Origin of the sequence: Acinetobacter sp. YH16040_T (assembly GCF_024605785.1) — a bacterium.
In the GTDB taxonomy this organism is placed as follows: Bacteria; Pseudomonadota; Gammaproteobacteria; order Pseudomonadales; family Moraxellaceae; genus Acinetobacter; species Acinetobacter amyesii.
In genome coordinates this window covers 357,057-373,350 of sequence record NZ_CP094541.1, presented here as the reverse complement: position 1 = coordinate 373,350, position 16,294 = coordinate 357,057, and the positions used below count along the sequence as shown (strand labels likewise).

The 16,294-nt window shown below is 42.5% G+C and carries 16 protein-coding genes; 11 read left to right on the top strand and 5 right to left on the bottom strand.

Annotation, left to right across the window (positions count from 1 at the left end; genetic code table 11):
• Positions 1-22: 22 nt before the first annotated feature.
• Together MST16_RS01760 and lnt are read left to right on the top strand one after the other, a co-directional pair.
• Complete coding sequence (locus MST16_RS01760) at positions 23-862, top strand: HlyC/CorC family transporter (RefSeq protein ID WP_078189781.1); 840 nt, start codon at positions 23-25, stop codon at positions 860-862.
• Positions 859-2,418: an apolipoprotein N-acyltransferase gene (gene lnt, locus MST16_RS01755; RefSeq protein WP_180002894.1), complete on the top strand. Its 1,560-nt coding sequence runs from the start codon at positions 859-861 to the stop codon at positions 2,416-2,418. Before MST16_RS01760 ends, lnt begins: the two co-directional genes overlap by 4 nt.
• An 83-nt stretch (positions 2,419-2,501) precedes the next feature.
• Here lnt and MST16_RS01750 read toward each other — a convergent pair whose 3' ends face one another.
• From MST16_RS01750 to gspF, 4 genes are all read right to left on the bottom strand, one after another.
• Positions 2,502-2,840, bottom strand: a complete 339-nt coding sequence (locus tag MST16_RS01750; RefSeq protein WP_180010276.1) for a tRNA-binding protein — start codon at positions 2,838-2,840, stop codon at positions 2,502-2,504.
• Between the two features lie 233 nt (positions 2,841-3,073).
• Positions 3,074-3,409 carry a hypothetical protein gene (locus MST16_RS01745; protein ID WP_180010249.1) on the bottom strand — a complete coding sequence of 112 codons (336 nt, stop codon included), beginning with the start codon at positions 3,407-3,409 and terminating at the stop codon, positions 3,074-3,076.
• 283 nt (positions 3,410-3,692) lie between these two features.
• Complete coding sequence (gene gspG, locus MST16_RS01740; protein WP_078189784.1) at positions 3,693-4,130, bottom strand: type II secretion system major pseudopilin GspG; 438 nt, start codon at positions 4,128-4,130, stop codon at positions 3,693-3,695.
• Positions 4,131-4,166: 36 nt separating this feature from the next.
• Positions 4,167-5,372: a type II secretion system inner membrane protein GspF gene (gene gspF, locus MST16_RS01735; protein ID WP_078189785.1), complete on the bottom strand. Its 1,206-nt coding sequence runs from the start codon at positions 5,370-5,372 to the stop codon at positions 4,167-4,169.
• A gap of 150 nt (positions 5,373-5,522) precedes the next feature.
• On the opposite strand from gspF, the gene MST16_RS01730 reads away from it, so the two are divergent.
• The 9 genes from MST16_RS01730 (at position 5,523) to MST16_RS01690 (ending at position 14,480) form a co-directional block, all read left to right on the top strand.
• Positions 5,523-7,745, top strand: a complete 2,223-nt coding sequence (locus MST16_RS01730) for a primosomal protein N' (RefSeq protein WP_180010248.1) — start codon at positions 5,523-5,525, stop codon at positions 7,743-7,745.
• 78 nt (positions 7,746-7,823) lie between these two features.
• Positions 7,824-9,665 (top strand): monovalent cation:proton antiporter-2 (CPA2) family protein, encoded by a 1,842-nt coding sequence (locus MST16_RS01725; protein WP_180010247.1) that lies wholly within the window; start codon positions 7,824-7,826, stop codon positions 9,663-9,665.
• A gap of 50 nt (positions 9,666-9,715) precedes the next feature.
• The gene (hslO, locus tag MST16_RS01720; RefSeq protein WP_078189788.1) at positions 9,716-10,591 is read left to right on the top strand and encodes an Hsp33 family molecular chaperone HslO; all 876 of its coding nucleotides are present in this window, start codon (positions 9,716-9,718) and stop codon (positions 10,589-10,591) included.
• Positions 10,592-10,838: 247 nt separating this feature from the next.
• Positions 10,839-11,291, top strand: coding sequence for a DUF2147 domain-containing protein (locus MST16_RS01715; RefSeq protein WP_180010246.1), 453 nt, complete (start codon positions 10,839-10,841; stop codon positions 11,289-11,291).
• A gap of 284 nt (positions 11,292-11,575) precedes the next feature.
• Positions 11,576-12,040, top strand: coding sequence for a DUF2147 domain-containing protein (locus MST16_RS01710; RefSeq protein WP_168377964.1), 465 nt, complete (start codon positions 11,576-11,578; stop codon positions 12,038-12,040).
• Between the two features lie 189 nt (positions 12,041-12,229).
• The gene (locus MST16_RS01705) at positions 12,230-12,694 is read left to right on the top strand and encodes a DUF2147 domain-containing protein (RefSeq protein WP_078192815.1); all 465 of its coding nucleotides are present in this window, start codon (positions 12,230-12,232) and stop codon (positions 12,692-12,694) included.
• A 141-nt stretch (positions 12,695-12,835) separates the two neighbouring features.
• Positions 12,836-13,798: a DnaJ C-terminal domain-containing protein gene (locus MST16_RS01700; RefSeq protein ID WP_180010275.1), complete on the top strand. Its 963-nt coding sequence runs from the start codon at positions 12,836-12,838 to the stop codon at positions 13,796-13,798.
• A gap of 10 nt (positions 13,799-13,808) precedes the next feature.
• Complete coding sequence (locus tag MST16_RS01695) at positions 13,809-14,147, top strand: chaperone modulator CbpM (RefSeq protein WP_078189792.1); 339 nt, start codon at positions 13,809-13,811, stop codon at positions 14,145-14,147.
• Between the two features lie 69 nt (positions 14,148-14,216).
• The gene (locus MST16_RS01690) at positions 14,217-14,480 is read left to right on the top strand and encodes a YdcH family protein (RefSeq protein ID WP_180002890.1); all 264 of its coding nucleotides are present in this window, start codon (positions 14,217-14,219) and stop codon (positions 14,478-14,480) included.
• A 477-nt stretch (positions 14,481-14,957) separates the two neighbouring features.
• Here MST16_RS01690 and MST16_RS01685 read toward each other — a convergent pair whose 3' ends face one another.
• Entirely contained in the window at positions 14,958-16,226 is a 1,269-nt protein-coding gene (locus MST16_RS01685) for a magnesium transporter CorA family protein (RefSeq protein ID WP_180010245.1), read from the bottom strand.
• Positions 16,227-16,294 lie beyond the last annotated feature (68 nt).

The following is a 16,294-nucleotide window of genomic DNA, read 5'->3' as shown; positions in this document are numbered from 1 at the left end:
TTAAGAGTCTTTAGGAAAGATCATGCAAGAGGAATCCGGCCCGTCGTGGGGCATGCGCGGCTTACGTAAATGGCTGGGCACTGCACCAGAAACCCGTGACGAACTGTTGAAATTGGTACAAGATTCACGTCGCTTCTTAGAACCCGATACAGTTGCCATGCTCGAAGGGGTACTCGACTTACCTGCAACTAAAATCCGCGAGGTCATGACCCCCCGTACTGCGATGATCAGCTTACAAGAAGATGATGAGTTATTAGATATTTTGCATGTACTTGTTGAATCTGCACACTCACGTTTCCCTGTCTTTTCTTCAGACCAGCCAGACAATGTCGTCGGTATTTTATTGGCCAAAGATTTGTTGCCATTTTTGACAGAACCGACCACCAAAGTCGATATTCGTGCATTAATGCGCCAACCCTTATTTGTACCTGAGAGCGCGCGTTCTGACCAAGTTTTACGTATGTTGAAAAATACCCAAACCCATATCGCTGTTGTGATTGATGAATATGGCACAACTTCAGGCTTAGTGACTTTAGAAGACATTCTTGAAGAAATTGTGGGTGAAATTGAAGATGAACACGACAAAGTTGATGAAGAAGCTCAATTTATCATTCCAGATGAAGACCCGTTAAGTGCAAATACATGGTTGGTTCAAGCACTTACACCAATTGAACACTTTAACAATCTTTTAGATGCTGATTTTTCAGATGATGAAGTAGAAACTGTGGGCGGCTTACTGCTACAAGAAATGGGCTTGGTCAGTGATTTACAAGGTCAAGTGATTGAACTTGAAAACTGGGAATTTACCATTTTGGAGGCAGATGCACGTACTATTCATCTGATCCGAGCTGTCCGTAAATGAGAACCTACTTTGATAAGCTGCTAAACCACTCACAACAAAAAAAACAGCTACCTTTCATCTATCCTTTGCTGATTGCATTATTTTCAGGTGCCATCTTCAGCTTGTCGCTGGCACCTTATCATTATTGGTGGTTGGCAATTTTATCTCCAGCCATTCTGTATGCCTGCCTAAGTCAACGTGCACCTAAACAATCGTTTTTCATTGGTCTAGCGTATGGCTTTGGCTTATGGTTTGTTGGGGCTTTTTGGCTCTATACCTCGATCCATGTCTATGGTGATACCAATTCAGCACTGAGTGTTTTGATGATTGCCATTATGGCGATTGTGATGGGGCTGTTTACCGCAGTTCAGAGTTGGCTCTACCGCCGCTTCTTTCCAGAAACCCCACTGACCTTTGCGCCACTGTGGGTGTTTTTCGAGTGGAGTAAAACTTGGGTCTTTACCGGTTTTCCATGGCTGTTTGCAGGTTATGCATTTACTGAACGATTCCTCGATGGCTATGCGCCATTATTCGGGATCTTTGGAGTATCTTTTGCGGTCATTGTATTGGCCTGCGCCTTGGTTGAAATCCTGCGTAAACGCATCTTTTGGATTGTTCCCTCTGCCCTTGTTTTGCTCGGTGCATGGGGTGCAGCGCAATTGCAATTTGTTCAGCCTAAAAATGAAAAACCGCTGAGTGTTTCCTTAATTCAAGGCAATATTCCACAAGATTTAAAATGGTTAACAGAATACCAAGCTCAAACCTTAATGAAATATGCGTCATTAAGTCGGACCGAATGGGGCCGTGATGTCATTGTTTGGCCAGAATCCTCCATTCCAATGTTCCAAACCGATATAGAGCCGTTTTTGGATGCGATGAAAGTCCAAGCCAATAAAACAGGTACGGCTTGGGTGACAGGTATTCCCTATTGGGATCTGGCAGAATCACAGCAAAACCAACACCCTATGTATTACAACACCATCATGGCAACTGGTGATGAATCTTCTGGTTTATACAAGAAGCAACGTCTAGTTCCCTTTGGTGAATACATTCCGCTTTCAGGGATGTTAAGTTGGGTACTGCCTGCCCTACAAAATGACCCGTCGATGAGTGGCTTTTCACGTGGTGCAAACAACCAAAAGCCTTTGAATGTTAAAGGTCATGATTTAGGTGCAGCGATTTGCTATGAAGTGGCTTATCCCAACTTAACGCGCCGTAATGCCAGTCAAAGTGACTATTTGGTGACTATTTCCAATGACGCTTGGTTTACTGGAACAGCGAGCCCACATCAGCACCTACAAATGGTTCAAATGCGTGCCAAAGAAAATGGCCGTTGGTTTATTCGTGCAACCAATACAGGTATTACCGCCTTTATTGATCATAATGGTCACATTGTGAAACAGGCACCGATGGATAAAGATGCAGTACTGCGTGGTGATTTACCTGCCATGCAAGGCGAAACACTTTACACTCGCTTAAGTGATTGGCCTGTGTTGATTTTCTCATTCTTGTTATTGGTTCTCGGTTGGATTTATCGCCCGCGTAAAGTTGATATTTCTTTTAAATCACGCCGTTGATTCCGCTACAAAAGATCAAAAAACCGAGCCAAAGCTCGGTTTTTTATTGATAAACTTTCAGGGTGCCAGTTCACCCTACTTTTTCAAAGTAACTTGGTGCCTAGGGGAATCTCTGCATCAGGCACACAAAGAGCAACATGCCCCTCTGCATTATGAAAACCTGTGACCAAACACTCTGACTGGATTGGACCAATTTGTTTTTTTGGAAAATTCACGACGGCAACGACCAATTTTCCCAATAGATTTTCCGGCTGATATAGCTGTGTAATTTGCGCACTGGATTTTTTAATGCCCAGTTCCTCTCCAAAATCCACATAAATAATGTACGCAGGTTTACGTGCTTGCTCAAAGACTTCCGCCTGTACAATTTTCCCCACACGTAATTCAACTTTCAAAAAATCTTGCCAATCAATCTGTTGCATCTTTTCCTCTTGCTTTTCTTTGTTATGCTTCATCTGGCTATCTATGCATTATAAAAATTTGATTCAGGCTGACGATATGTGAAGCAGACATTCGATGCGTCAAAACGGACAAAGCAAGGTCATGTTAGAGCGCGTATCATGTAGAAGTATGCCTTGATGTAGGCTAACTGTTCATTAGCACGAGACATAAAAAAACTGGAGCAAGCTCCAGTTTGGAAGGTTTAATTTTGGGGTTATAACTGCGTAACTAAATAGGAAAGCATGGCAGCTAAAGACACCATTGGAATATATCGGTAAAGACGAACAACCATTTGTTCGATGGCAGATGCATGTTCTTGTTTTAAATTTGCCACAGTCGCTTTTAATGCAGACCAAAAACTTAAAGCCAGTAATGAGCTCATTAAGCTCATGGCAAAGAAGCCCACCATAATTTGGCTACTGCCCTCAGTGCTTTGCCATAAATACACAATGCCTTGACTGGTCGGCAGAATACTTAAAATCAAAAGAACAGATTTCAGCATAGACCAATGAAATTGGTTAATTTCATCCGTTAATAATAATGCTTTCATACTATCCTCCATGGCTAAAAAAGTACCATAAAAGATATTATGCTCGGTTTTATTTAAATGAAAAGCCTATATTTATTCATATTTTACGATTATTGTAATCAATAAAATTGGGAATAATTCTTATTATAAATATCACATATTTTATATTATATAATTTAAAGTAAATTCAACAACTTAATATTAATTTTATAATTAAGATTTATTATCACTTCACTCAATATTGAAACACCCTATTAAGTGAAGTGATTAATTCCATTAAAACTGAATTTATAATTATTCTCAGTTAGTGTTTATAGTAAATATCAGCATCATTTTCTTCACCACCAGACTGACCGTCCGCACCAAATGAATAAAGATCATAAGGACGGCCTTCAGAACCGGGAATCACATATTGAATGTCATTGTCCCAACTGTCTTTTGGATAGCCACCTTTGATGTAGCCACCTGGCAACCAGTTTTTAGCAGACTCAGGTTTAGTGACCAAAGCATTTAATCCGCCGTCTTGCATTGAAGGGAATTTACCATTGTCCATTTTGTATTGATCTAATGAGCCAGCGACACTTTTTAAAGTAATCGCCGTAGTATCGACTTTGGCTTTTTCACCACGGCCCATCACGTTCGGTACAATCAGCGCTGCCAAAACACCTAAAATGACAATGACCACCATCACTTCAATTAAAGTAAAACCTTGTTGCTTCATATTTTTTGTCTTCACTTGCATGTTACAAATCTCTGTTCACATCATTGTTCGAATGTCTTAAATCATATTATTCATATTCACGATTGGCAGCATCACAGCAATCACGATCACCAGTACAATGCTCGCCATAAATACCAACATCAGCGGTTCAAGTAACGCCAATAAAGTTGAAATTAAAGTCGTCACTTCTCGGTCTTGCATCGTCGACGCACGTTCTAGCATCCGGTCTAATTCGCCTGAACTTTCACCACTTTTGATCATTTGTACCATCATCGGTGGGAAATAACCACTTCGCTCAAGCTGTGTTGCTAAATTACCACCTTCTGTTACTTTCTCTGCCGCAAGGTTGACCGAATCTCGAATCACCCAATTATTACTGACCGCTGCGCCAATTTTTAAAGCATCGACCAAAGGCACGCCAGACTTGGTTAAAATCGATAAGGTACTGGCAAAACGAGCGGCATTAATGCCTTTAGACAGTTTGGAAAATAACGGTAATTTCAAGGTCAATCGGTCAAAGGCATAATGTCCCGCCGCTGTTCTGAGGAATCGAACCAAGAGAAAAATCGAGACTACGCTACCGACCAATAAAAATGGCCAGGCCATTCGAATAAAATCACTGGCTTTCATTAAAGCGACCGTTATCCACGGCAAGGCATCTTTGCTTTGGTCAAAGGTTTTGACAATATCTGGGACCACATAGGTCATGAGTCCCATCACAATACCGAAAGACATTAACATCAGGATGATAGGATAAATCATCGCACCCTGCACTTTTTTTTGCATGGCGAAGCGGTTTTCGGTGTAATCGGCAAGTTGATCGAGAATGAGATCGAGATGACCTGAACGCTCACCTGCTGCAATCGTGGCAATATACAGTTCAGGAAAGCGTCCCGCTTGTTGTAGTGCGTTGGCTAAAGAATGCCCTTCCAAAACTTTAGAACGCACCGACATCAACAGGTTTTGCACATGGGCTTTTTCGTTTTGTTTTCCCACAGCACGGATCGCTTCTTCTAATGGAATCGCAGCGGCAACCAAAACTGAAAGTTGGCGAGTTAATAAAGCCAAGTCATAGGCATTCAGCCCTTTTTGAAACCAGCGCTGCTGCGCGTGTTTGTCTTTTTGCTCTATCGGATCGACAGCAACTGGAATGAGTGACTGATCTCTGAGCTGTTGACGAATTTGACGCGCAGAATCACCCTCAAGTACACCCTTCTGCTGCTTCCCTGAAGCGTCTATGGCAGTAAACTGATATGCAGGCATTGTAATGCTCTAATTTTCCAAAATTTCTATCAGCGCAGTTGCGTCTGACCATCAAAATCATTCATATTCTTAGATATAAAATATGAGCTCACTCTAACACAACTCCTTTACGATCACGACGAAATTTAATCAGGAACTTATCCACGTTTTATGGCAAATTCAGCGAGCATTTCAACACCTATTTACCGCGTTCGAGTCGCCGTTCCGGTATATTTATACGACTGCTTCGATTACAGCTTAAGCCAAGAGCAATACCAACAAGCTGAAGTAGGTGTACGCGTTGCTGTATCTTTTGGTCGGCAAAATTTGACCGGTATCATCGTGGAAAAAATTGCTCCCGATGCACCACTCGATTCAAGATTTAAACTCAAGGCCATTACCGAACTTCTTGATGATCGTGCCATTTTAGATGAGAAAGTTTTAAATTTATTGACATGGTCTGCACAGTATTACCAATTTCCGATTGGTGAAGTGATGCAAAGTGCCCTTCCGACGCTGTTACGCCAAGGAAAGCCCTATAATTTATTGGCACGGACATGGAATCTGATTGACCATAATGCTGAAGCCAAAATTAAACGTTCAGAGCGTCAACAAGAGGCGTATAAAATACTAAAATTACATCCCACAGGCACAGGTGAAAATCTTTTAAATTTGTCAGGTGTGGAAACCGCGACACTCAAAGCATTAGAGAAAAAAGGCATCTGCCAATGTGTCTTGGCGGAACAGGACTTTAGCCCGATGCCCATGAGCATGGCGCAAATGCCACTCACTGCAAATCCTGAGCAAAAGAAAGCCATTGATCGGGTGTTAAAGGCGCGTAATCAATATCAGGCATTTTTACTTGATGGTCTGACCGGCAGCGGTAAAACCGAAGTCTATTTACAAATCATGCAAGAGGTTCTTAAGCAAGGCAAACAGGTCTTGGTTTTGGTACCTGAAATTGGACTCACCCCACAGACCATTAGCCGTTTCCAATCACGTTTTCATTGCAATATTGCCCTACTACATTCGGGGTTGAACGATTCAAAACGTATGCAAGCTTGGCAAGCGGCGCAAACGGGCAAGGCGTCTATTATCTTAGGCACGCGTTCTGCGATTTATACCCCACTGCCGAATCTAGGTTTAATTGTGATTGATGAAGAGCATGATCTGTCCTTTAAACAACAAGAAGGCTTTCGCTATCACGCTCGGGATGTCGCACTTTACCGTGGGCATCTGGAACAATGCCCTGTCATTTTAGGTTCTGCCACGCCTAGTATCGAGTGCTATGCACTGGCGAAACAAGGCAAAATGACCGTACTGGAATTGAACCAACGTGCGGGCACTGCGGTCATGCCGAAAATGCACATCCTTGATTTGAAAGTGGCACAGAAACAGTATGGAATCAGCCAACTTTTGATTGGTGAAATCCGTAAACGGCTTGAAAAAAAAGAGCAAGTATTGGTGTTTTTAAACCGCCGGGGTTATGCACCTGTACTGATTTGTGAAAGTTGTGCATGGCAAGCTAAATGCCCACATTGTGATGCCAATTTCACGGTACACCGCACACCCTATCAACACCTACATTGTCACCACTGCGGCACCATTCACCGTATGCCAGAGCATTGTCCACAGTGTAATCACCAAGAACTGAAATCCGTGGGTATGGGTACAGCGAAGGTTGAAGAAAGCCTAAATGAGCTATTTCCGCAGCATGACGTTATACGGGTCGATCGTGATTCCACCAGTCGGGTCGGCAGTTGGCAAAAAATCTATGACAAGATTCAAAAAAGCGAACCTGCCATTTTACTCGGTACACAAATGCTGGCCAAAGGACATCATTTCCCTTACGTCACCTTGGTGGCGATTTTAGATATCGATTCAGGTCTACTGAGTGTGGACTTCCGTGCCATCGAGCGTACTGCACAGCTCATTGTACAAGTCACTGGGCGTGCCGGCCGTGGTGAACGTAAAGGCGATGTGTTTTTACAAACCCTAAGACCCGACCATCCGCTTTTGAATATCTTGGTCAATGAGGACTATCGAAAATTTGCCAAAGAAACCATGAAAGAACGGGAAATGGCACAAATGCCACCGTTTCGCTATGCCGCATTGGTGCGCTGTGAGTCCAAAAACCAAGAACTCAATACTGAATTTTTACAGCAACATGCCCAATTGCTGCGTCAGGACTCTGCTGGAATTATTGACATTTGGGGGCCGATTCCTGCCCCGATGGAGCGCAAAGCGGGACGTTATCAATCCCACATGGTTTTACTGTCTACAGATCGTGCGCGCTTACATTATTATCTGCGTTATTGGTGGCAAAACATCTTGCATAACAAGCCATCAAATATGAAATTGAGCCTCGATATAGACCCACAGGAACTCAGTTAAACGCGTACAATTCAGTCTGAAAAATCAGTCATACTGAATTGTAACTTTCGACCAAAAACACAACTCTAGGACGAGTAAATGTCACTACTGTTACAGATCACAATTTTCCTTGGCGCATCCTTATTGCTTGTCCCTTTGCTCAAGCGCTTTGGTATTGCAACGGTTTTGGGATATCTGTTCACTGGTATTTTGCTCGGCCCCGATGTCTTTAACATTGCCAGTGATCCCGAAGCGATCCAAAAGCTCGCTGAGTTTGGCGTGATCTTACTGATGTTCCTGATCGGCCTCGAACTGCGTCCACAGCGGCTATGGAGTATGCGTAGTTCTATTTTCGGCATGGGCAGTTTACAAGTCGGTCTGACCGGTCTGCTTTTAGCGCTAGGCAGTTTTTTTGCCTTACAACAAGGCATTGCAGCCAGTATCGTTATCGGTTTCGCTCTGGCACTCTCCTCTACTGCCTTTGTCTTGCAGATGCTGAGTGAAAAACAGCAATTAAACACCACCTATGGGCAACAATCCTTTTCGATTTTGCTGTTTCAAGATATGGCCGCAATTCCCCTGATTGCAGTCATCCCCCTGCTCGCAGGTACAGAATCATCACATCACGGAATCGCCTATTTCGCTGCCATCATTGCGACTTTTTCAGGCTTATTTTTATTTAGTCGATACTTAATGCGGCCTTTTTTCCGTTTCGTCGCGAAAAGTGGCGCGCATGAACTGATCACTGCTGTTGGCTTATTTATTGTGCTGGGTGTCGTGGTGTTGATGGATGTACTGGGCATCAGTACCACACTCGGAGCATTTCTGACTGGCGTGCTATTGGCAGACTCGGAATTCCGCCATGAACTCGAAGCGAGTATTGCTCCGTTTAAAGGGCTTTTACTTGGTTTGTTCTTTATGACCGTGGGCATGACCACAGAACTGTCATTATTCGTTGAAATGCCATGGTTCATTATCGGTGGTGCATTGGCACTGATGCTCATCAAAATGGCGTCACTTACGGCGATTGCGCGTTATCTTAAAAATTCATGGCGCAACAGTATTTTACTGGCGACCTGTTTGGCTCAAGGCGGTGAATTTGCCTTTGTGGTCTTTAGTGTGGCGAAAAGTGAAAATGTCGTACAGCAAGCCATTTTGGAGCCATTAACCCTCATCGTCACTTTGTCGATGGTGTTGACCCCTATGTTGTACTGGTTAATACAATCACAAATTTTGCCACGTTTTAATCCAAAAACCATCCCCGAATATGACGACATTCCGGATGAACATAATCCTGTGATTATTGCGGGCTTTGGACGTTTTGGACAAATCATTGCTCGTGTGGCGCATTTACAGCATTTGTCTTTTACCGCCATTGATAGCAACTTAGACAAAGTCGATTTCGTACGTAATTATGGTGGTCATCTATATTATGGCGATGCCACACAACCAGATATTTTACGCGCTGCGGGCATTGAACATGCCAAAGTGTTCGTCCTTGCCATAGATGATATTGAAGACTCGATGAACGTGGCGCGTCATATTCGCCTGAATTACCCTCAGTTAAAATTATTGGTCCGTGCGCGTGACCGTCATCAGGTGCATCTGCTGCGTGATTTGGGGATTGAGCATATTTGGCGTGAAACCTATTTATCGTCTTTAGGAATGGCCTATCACATGCTGTGCGACTTAGGCATCAGCGATGAAGATGCCTATAAAAGTATCGAATTGTTCCGTGATTATGATGAAAAACTGCTGACTCAACAGCAGCAAATCTATACCGATGAACAAAAAATTTATGAAACGCATCGTAACGCTTTAGCTGAACTGGAACATTTGTTTGAAAGCGATGCGCAAGCCCTTGAAAAACCTACAGGTGTTGATTTACAACGCAGCTTACAACGTCATCGTATTGATGTCACAAGAGATGATAATGAATGACTTGTGTTTTACAATATCGTCACCATTAAAGCAGGGTTATGGAGAATTTTATGTCAGATTTACGCCAACGCTTTTTTATTGAAGATAGCCCTGTTCGTGGAGAAGTGGTTCATCTTGAAGAAGCCCTACAAACGATTCTTGCACAGCGTGACTATGCACCTGCTGTACAAATTCTCTTGGGTGAAATGCTCAGCGCGACTGCCTTGTTGGCCAGCACCTTAAAAATTAAAGGTCGTATTAGCTTACAAATTCAGGCTGCAGGCACTTTTAAATGGGCAATGGCGGAATGTAATCATCTCGGTGAAGTTCGCGCACTTGCAGATTATGAAGAAGACCCGCACTTTCAAACCGCTGAAGACAGCAGCACGGTACTCAAAGCCTTGGTAAACCCAGTACTTTTCATTAATATCGAGCCTGAATTTGGTGAGCGTTATCAAGGGATTGTACCTTTAGACAAACCGACTTTAGCGGGTTGCTTGATGCAATATTATGATCTATCTGCACAGATCCCGACACGCATCGTCTTAGCAAGCAGCAACAGCCGTTCAGGTGGTTTACTGATCCAGTTATTGCCGCGTAACAGCGAAGAAGAACAACGCCGAGTTGATGAAGATCTATGGCCACGTTTAACCATGCTGACCGAGACATTAAAAGCAGAAGAGTTAACGTCTTTATCTGCAAACGAAATTTTATATCGTTTATATAACGAAGAAGAAGTTCGTCTACCTGAAACTGAAGCCTTAAAATTTGGCTGCACATGTTCAAAAGAACGCTGTGCGACAGCACTTGAACAAATTGGTGTTGCTGCAGTTCGTGAAACTCTAGAGTTTCAAAACCCAATTGAAATGGACTGCCAATTCTGTAATACAAAATATACCTTTACGGCAGAAGAAGCTTTATCCCTTTTTGGTCAACACCTCAGCTAAATCATCGTGATGATTGAAAGCCTAAATCTAAGCATCCTTCGGGGTGCTTTTTTATTATTCCGATTAAATTCAAAACAGCTACTTTCTTCCGCTTAGTCGAATGGTTTCGAACTTTAGAACCTCAACATGATCAGCTGTATTTGCGATCAATTTTTTTTCGAGTAGAATCGCGCCAGAAATAAAGTCAATAAAACCAACAAAGCTTTATTTTTAATAGAAAAATAATGTAAAAAAAACTGGATAAATTATGAAACTCAAAACACTCGCTATTGCTTTAGCCATGTTCTACTTTGGCCCAATAACAGCACATGCAGCAGACCTCGTCGGGACATGGAAAACCATAGATGACAAAACAGGCTATGCCCGTGCTGAAGTCCAAATCACCAAATTAAAAGACGGCAGCTATAGCGGTAAAATCACCAAAGTACATGCCATCCCTAACCGCCCTGTCACCACGATTTGTGAAAAATGCGAAGGTAAACTCAAAAATGCACCCTTAATTGGTTTACCGATCTTCTCTGGCTTTAAACATAATGCAAAAGAGAATGCCTATACCGATGGCAAGGTGATCGACCCACTTTCAGGCAATACCTATCAAGGTAAAGGGCAATTGAATGCGCGCGGCAATGTCCTGACACTTCGAGGGTATGTCGGGACCACGCTTCTCGGCCGGACGGTATCCTGGATCCGCGTCAACTAAAGCGGCCATTCGGCTTTCATTGGCATGATGAACTCAACTCCAGACGAGTTCATCATGCCGATAATAATCGACTTTGAGATGAATTCCGACTATTTTACTAGTGCGTAGACGTTCAGCATAAACCTCATTTAGCGCCAACTCGTTCATGTTTTGGCTCAAAATATAAATACCAATTCTTAAAAAATCACTAGAATATTCATATTATTTCAGGCTACATTAAACCCATAATATTTTTATGCCTTTAAGTTTTAGGCATCCGCTTTTTGTGTAATGTGGGTAATTGTATGGCTGTTAAATTCCTCCCTTCTATCCTGTTCGGCATGTTCTCCATCTGCAGTTTATCCTCTGCTTTTGCAGCGATTGACCCCTTAGTGGGGACATGGAAAACCATTGATGATCGAACAGGTTATTCCCTTGCCGATGTGGTGATTCGTAAAGATAAGCATGACCTGTATTCGGCCACTATTATCCAAAGCCGAAGCGTACCGGGAACGGCAAATGTTTCGACATGCACGCAATGCACCGGTGCTCAGAAAAATAAACCCATGGTCGGTTTAACCACTTTAAGCGGCCTAAGCGCTGATCCAGAAAAGCCCAATGAATTTGTGGGTGGAGTGATGCTCGATCCCAAATCAGGCAAGCACTACAATGCACGCGCTCGTTTGATGAATAATGGTAAGCATTTGATCATCAATGGTCGTACTGAAGGCTCTGCAATTGGACGCAATGTCACTTGGGTCAAAAACTAAGCACGAGGCCTTTAAATCATTAAAGGCCATTTTTTAACTTAAAAATTAGAGTAAAAACTCCATATTAAAGCAGTGTTTTAAAAAAATATGCCAAATACATCACAAACTATCACATTGATTTTGTAGGACTTTATATATAACTTAGGCAAGTTACTCTAAAAACACAATTCTGAATTTTCAGGGGATGAAATGAAAAAAATATATCAACAATTATTTGCCGGAATACTACTTAGCACTTTGTCAGGATTGTCAATCGCTGCGGAAACCGATCCGCTAGTGGGGAAGTGGAAAACCGTCGATGACCGTACAGGATATTCGCGTGCAGACGTTGAAATTCGCAAAAAAGCCGATGGAAGCTATGAAGGCATCATTGTCACCACACGCAATGTCCCTGGCACTGAAAAAATGGGCGTCTGCTCGAACTGCCCAGGTGAATTGAAAAATAAACCTTTTATCGGCTTGCCATTTATTTGGGACTTTAAACAAGATCCAAAAAATCCACGTGAATTCCAAAACGGTAAAGTTCTGGACCCGATTGGTGGAAAAATCTATAAAGGCAAAGCAAGACTTAGTGCTTCAGGAAAACATTTAACTATACGTGGGTATGTTGGTGTATCTGTGATTGGTCGTAGTGTCACTTGGATAAAATATTAATTTTAAATGTGTTTTTAAAAGCCTCCTCGTGAGGCTTTTTTATTGTCATGTTTTGAAACAATAAGATGCTGTTTGCCCCTATGACAGTTTGATGAACCCTTCTATATTGATTTAAACATGATCAATATTTATACAGAGAGTATGCCAGACAATCACTATCAAACTTTAGGGATCGCCCGAGATGCTTCGGCAGATCAAATTAAAAAAGCCTATCGAAAATTGGCGCGTAAATATCACCCTGACGTCAGTAAAGAGGCTGATGCTGAAGCGCGTATGCAAGCGATTAATGTTGCATACGACACCTTGAGTGATGCCGAAAAGAAAAAACAATACGATTTTGAACTCGATCATCCTCAAGGATTTGCTGGGTTTAATGCTGGCAACCAAGATGGTTTTGACCAATCTCAGTTTTATCGCCAATCGACGACTGATGGTCAGCATGCGGACTTTAGTGGATTTGAAGACTTGTTTGGTCGTTTTGGGCAAGGCTTTGGTGGCGGTGACTATCAGTATCAACGTGCAAACCGCCAAACCAAGAGCTTCCGTGGTGAAGACCAACACGCCAGTTTAGAAGTGGATTTAGAAATCGCATTTCATGGTGCAACGCAGAATATCACCTTGCAGATTCCGAGCTTAAATGCCCATGGTGAGCCTGAAGTTCAACGTAAAACCCTACAAGTCAAAATTCCTGCAGGCATGAAATCAGGTCAACAAATTCGACTCTCCGGCCAAGGGCAAGCTGGCTATAACGGTGGAGCTGCTGGTGATTTATACATTGAAATTTTGTATAAACAAACCGAGCAAACCCGTGTAGAAGGTGCTGATATTTTCCAACAACTGAATATCAGTCCTTGGGAAGCAGCATTGGGTCAAAAAATTGCATTTACCAGTCCTGATGGCAAAACATTAGAGCTACAGATTCCTAAAAATGCGCGTACTGGACAGCAGCTACGATTAAAGGACAAAGGGATACCAAACAAAACACCCGGACAGCTTTACCTGGTTTTAAATATAGTGATACCAGCTGCACAAACAGAACAAGAGCAACAAGCTTATGCGGCTTTTGCTCAAGCTTTTCCGTCATTTAATCCACGACAGTCTTAAGGAGAGCACCATGACAACAATTCATTATCGTGAAATTGTCTGTGACGGATGTAAACAGACTGAAATCGTAGACGAAAAAAGTAGTTTTGATCTACAACACTTTGCCTCTGCCTGTGGGCAAAGTCCAGAATGGGTTCTGCAACTACTCGAATACGATATTCTGCCTAGCCGTTCAGAAGACAGGATTCATCAATTTTTTGGCGATGATATATCTCGCGCACGGCGTGCCTATCGGCTTCAACGAGATTTCGATGCCAGTTTTACTGCGGTCGCCATGATGCTCGACCTGATTGATGAAGTCCAACAACTACGTCGCCAAGTGAAACACCAACAGCTTCATTCGCACTAAATGTATTCGTGAACGCTCTGTCCTGCAGGGCGTTTTTCTTTTTTCTTGTAGAGGAAATGATCGACAACCATGAAAACACGAGATTGCAATAAAAAAGTCAAAAACATGTTTCCTGAGTACCGTGATTTGGTCACTCAGTTACGTGATGAAAATCCGCATTTTGCGCGGATCTTTGAAGAACATGATGAGTTGGATCGCGAAATCATTCAATTGGAATTAGATCCTGTTAATCACTACAACACGGATATTGAGACCATTAAGCGTAAGAAATTAAAGCTAAAAGATGAAATTTATCGCTTACTGAAAAGTAATGAAAATGATGATATATCTTGAGATATCGACTCGTATAGGGGAATTTTCATGATGCATGTCGTTCGCAGTACAACCCACGAGGCTAAGCAATTGAATTGCTAAGACCATAAGGATCGGTCAAATCGCGTTGTACTGCAGATTCTTTAAAAAACAAAATGTAAAACAATTACATCATGACAAAGGATTCATCATGCACATGCATCATGTCCTATTGGGTGGCATTACGCAGTTTCAGTAGTCTATTACATGCCAGTGATAAACGAGTATTTGAAAAACCATGGATGACCAAACAGGATATTCACGCGGTGATGTGACCATCGTCAAAAATGCCGACGGGACGTATAGTGGAACACTTACTGCAATACGCCCAATGCCGTACAAGCCCTTGGTCGAAGTGTGCTTAAAACGCAAAGGCAAACTCAAATATGCACCCTTGGTGAGTCTCGAAGTTATCAAAGGATTTAAAGCAGACCCACTCATCAGAGAAGCTGACACGAATTATTTGAGTTTCGTCAGCTTCTCAATTTCTTTCATGGTTTTAACCGTACCTTTGACTGTGCCTTTCACCGTCTGTTTGATTGGTTCATAATCCATAAACCAAAACAGATTCATGTGTTGATCGCCGTGCTGCTGTGCCAACATATCAATCACACTTTTTTCACCGCGCCCGACCAAATGCCGTCGATAAAAATAATACAGTAGTAAAATCGTGGTCATCAGCATGATGCCGAGCATGATCCAAAAACCGGTTGGCGATTTGAGTCCCGGAATAAACTCAAAGTTCATACCGTATATACCAGTTAATAAGGTTAATGGTGCAAAAATTGCCGTAATAATCGCCAGAATCCGCATATTTTCATTGGTTTGGTTAGCAACGGCTGAAAAATGCAGATCAATGGCGGCCTGCACGGCACTGCGTAATCGTGTGGTGTGTTTTTGAATGCGTTCGATATGGCTGGTTAAATCATCTACGCGAACCAGCATGATATCCTGCTTTTCACTGCGCTTTTTGCCTTTCAAATGTGGGTAATTATCCACAACTTCATCACGCAGTTCTTGCAAGGCTTCAATTTGCTCTTCACACAAATTTTCCACTTGCTGAAAAGCCATATTTTCCTGCAACAGTTGATGCCACTTGGTAAAACGCCGATGCCCTTGCAGCAATTCTTGCTGCCAAAACTCGACACGGCGGGTCAATGGAACACGTAAATCCAAGTATCCATCCACCATATTATTCAGTAAGCGCAATGCCAAATCTAAGGGTGTAAGGGCTAATTTTCGTGGTTTATTTTGTTCATCAATCGGCCGAGAAATTAAGGTTTCAATCCGTTGGATATAACTTTCAATGGCTTTGTTGCCTTTTTCGCGCACCGTGATCAGCACTTGGGGCGTGATCAAAAAACTGATCGGGGTGGTCGCCAAACCAAAGACCCGCTCATGCTTTTCAAGCGCATCGGCGCCGGCAGCAATTTGGTCATCGGGGGTGACCATTTTTCTAAAAATTAATAAATCGTAATCATCGAGTGTGTCAAAGGCACACGGATGCTCTAGATTTAAAATATCCCACAGATGATATTCATTGACCCGTAGATCACACGCCTGAATAATCTCACGCTGCCATTGCTCTGGGCGGTTGACGACATCTTCACGGGTACAATCAATCCAAATAAACTCAGGCTCAAGTTCAGGATGATGCTCACATTGCACTTGGTCTTGCACATAGATATGCGCGGCTGTTGGATGCTGAAAAAAATAATAGGTTTGCATATCTCATTTATTATTGTGTTTACTTTTTGCATGATGCCATAAAAAAAGCCTTGAGCAAGTCAAAGTTC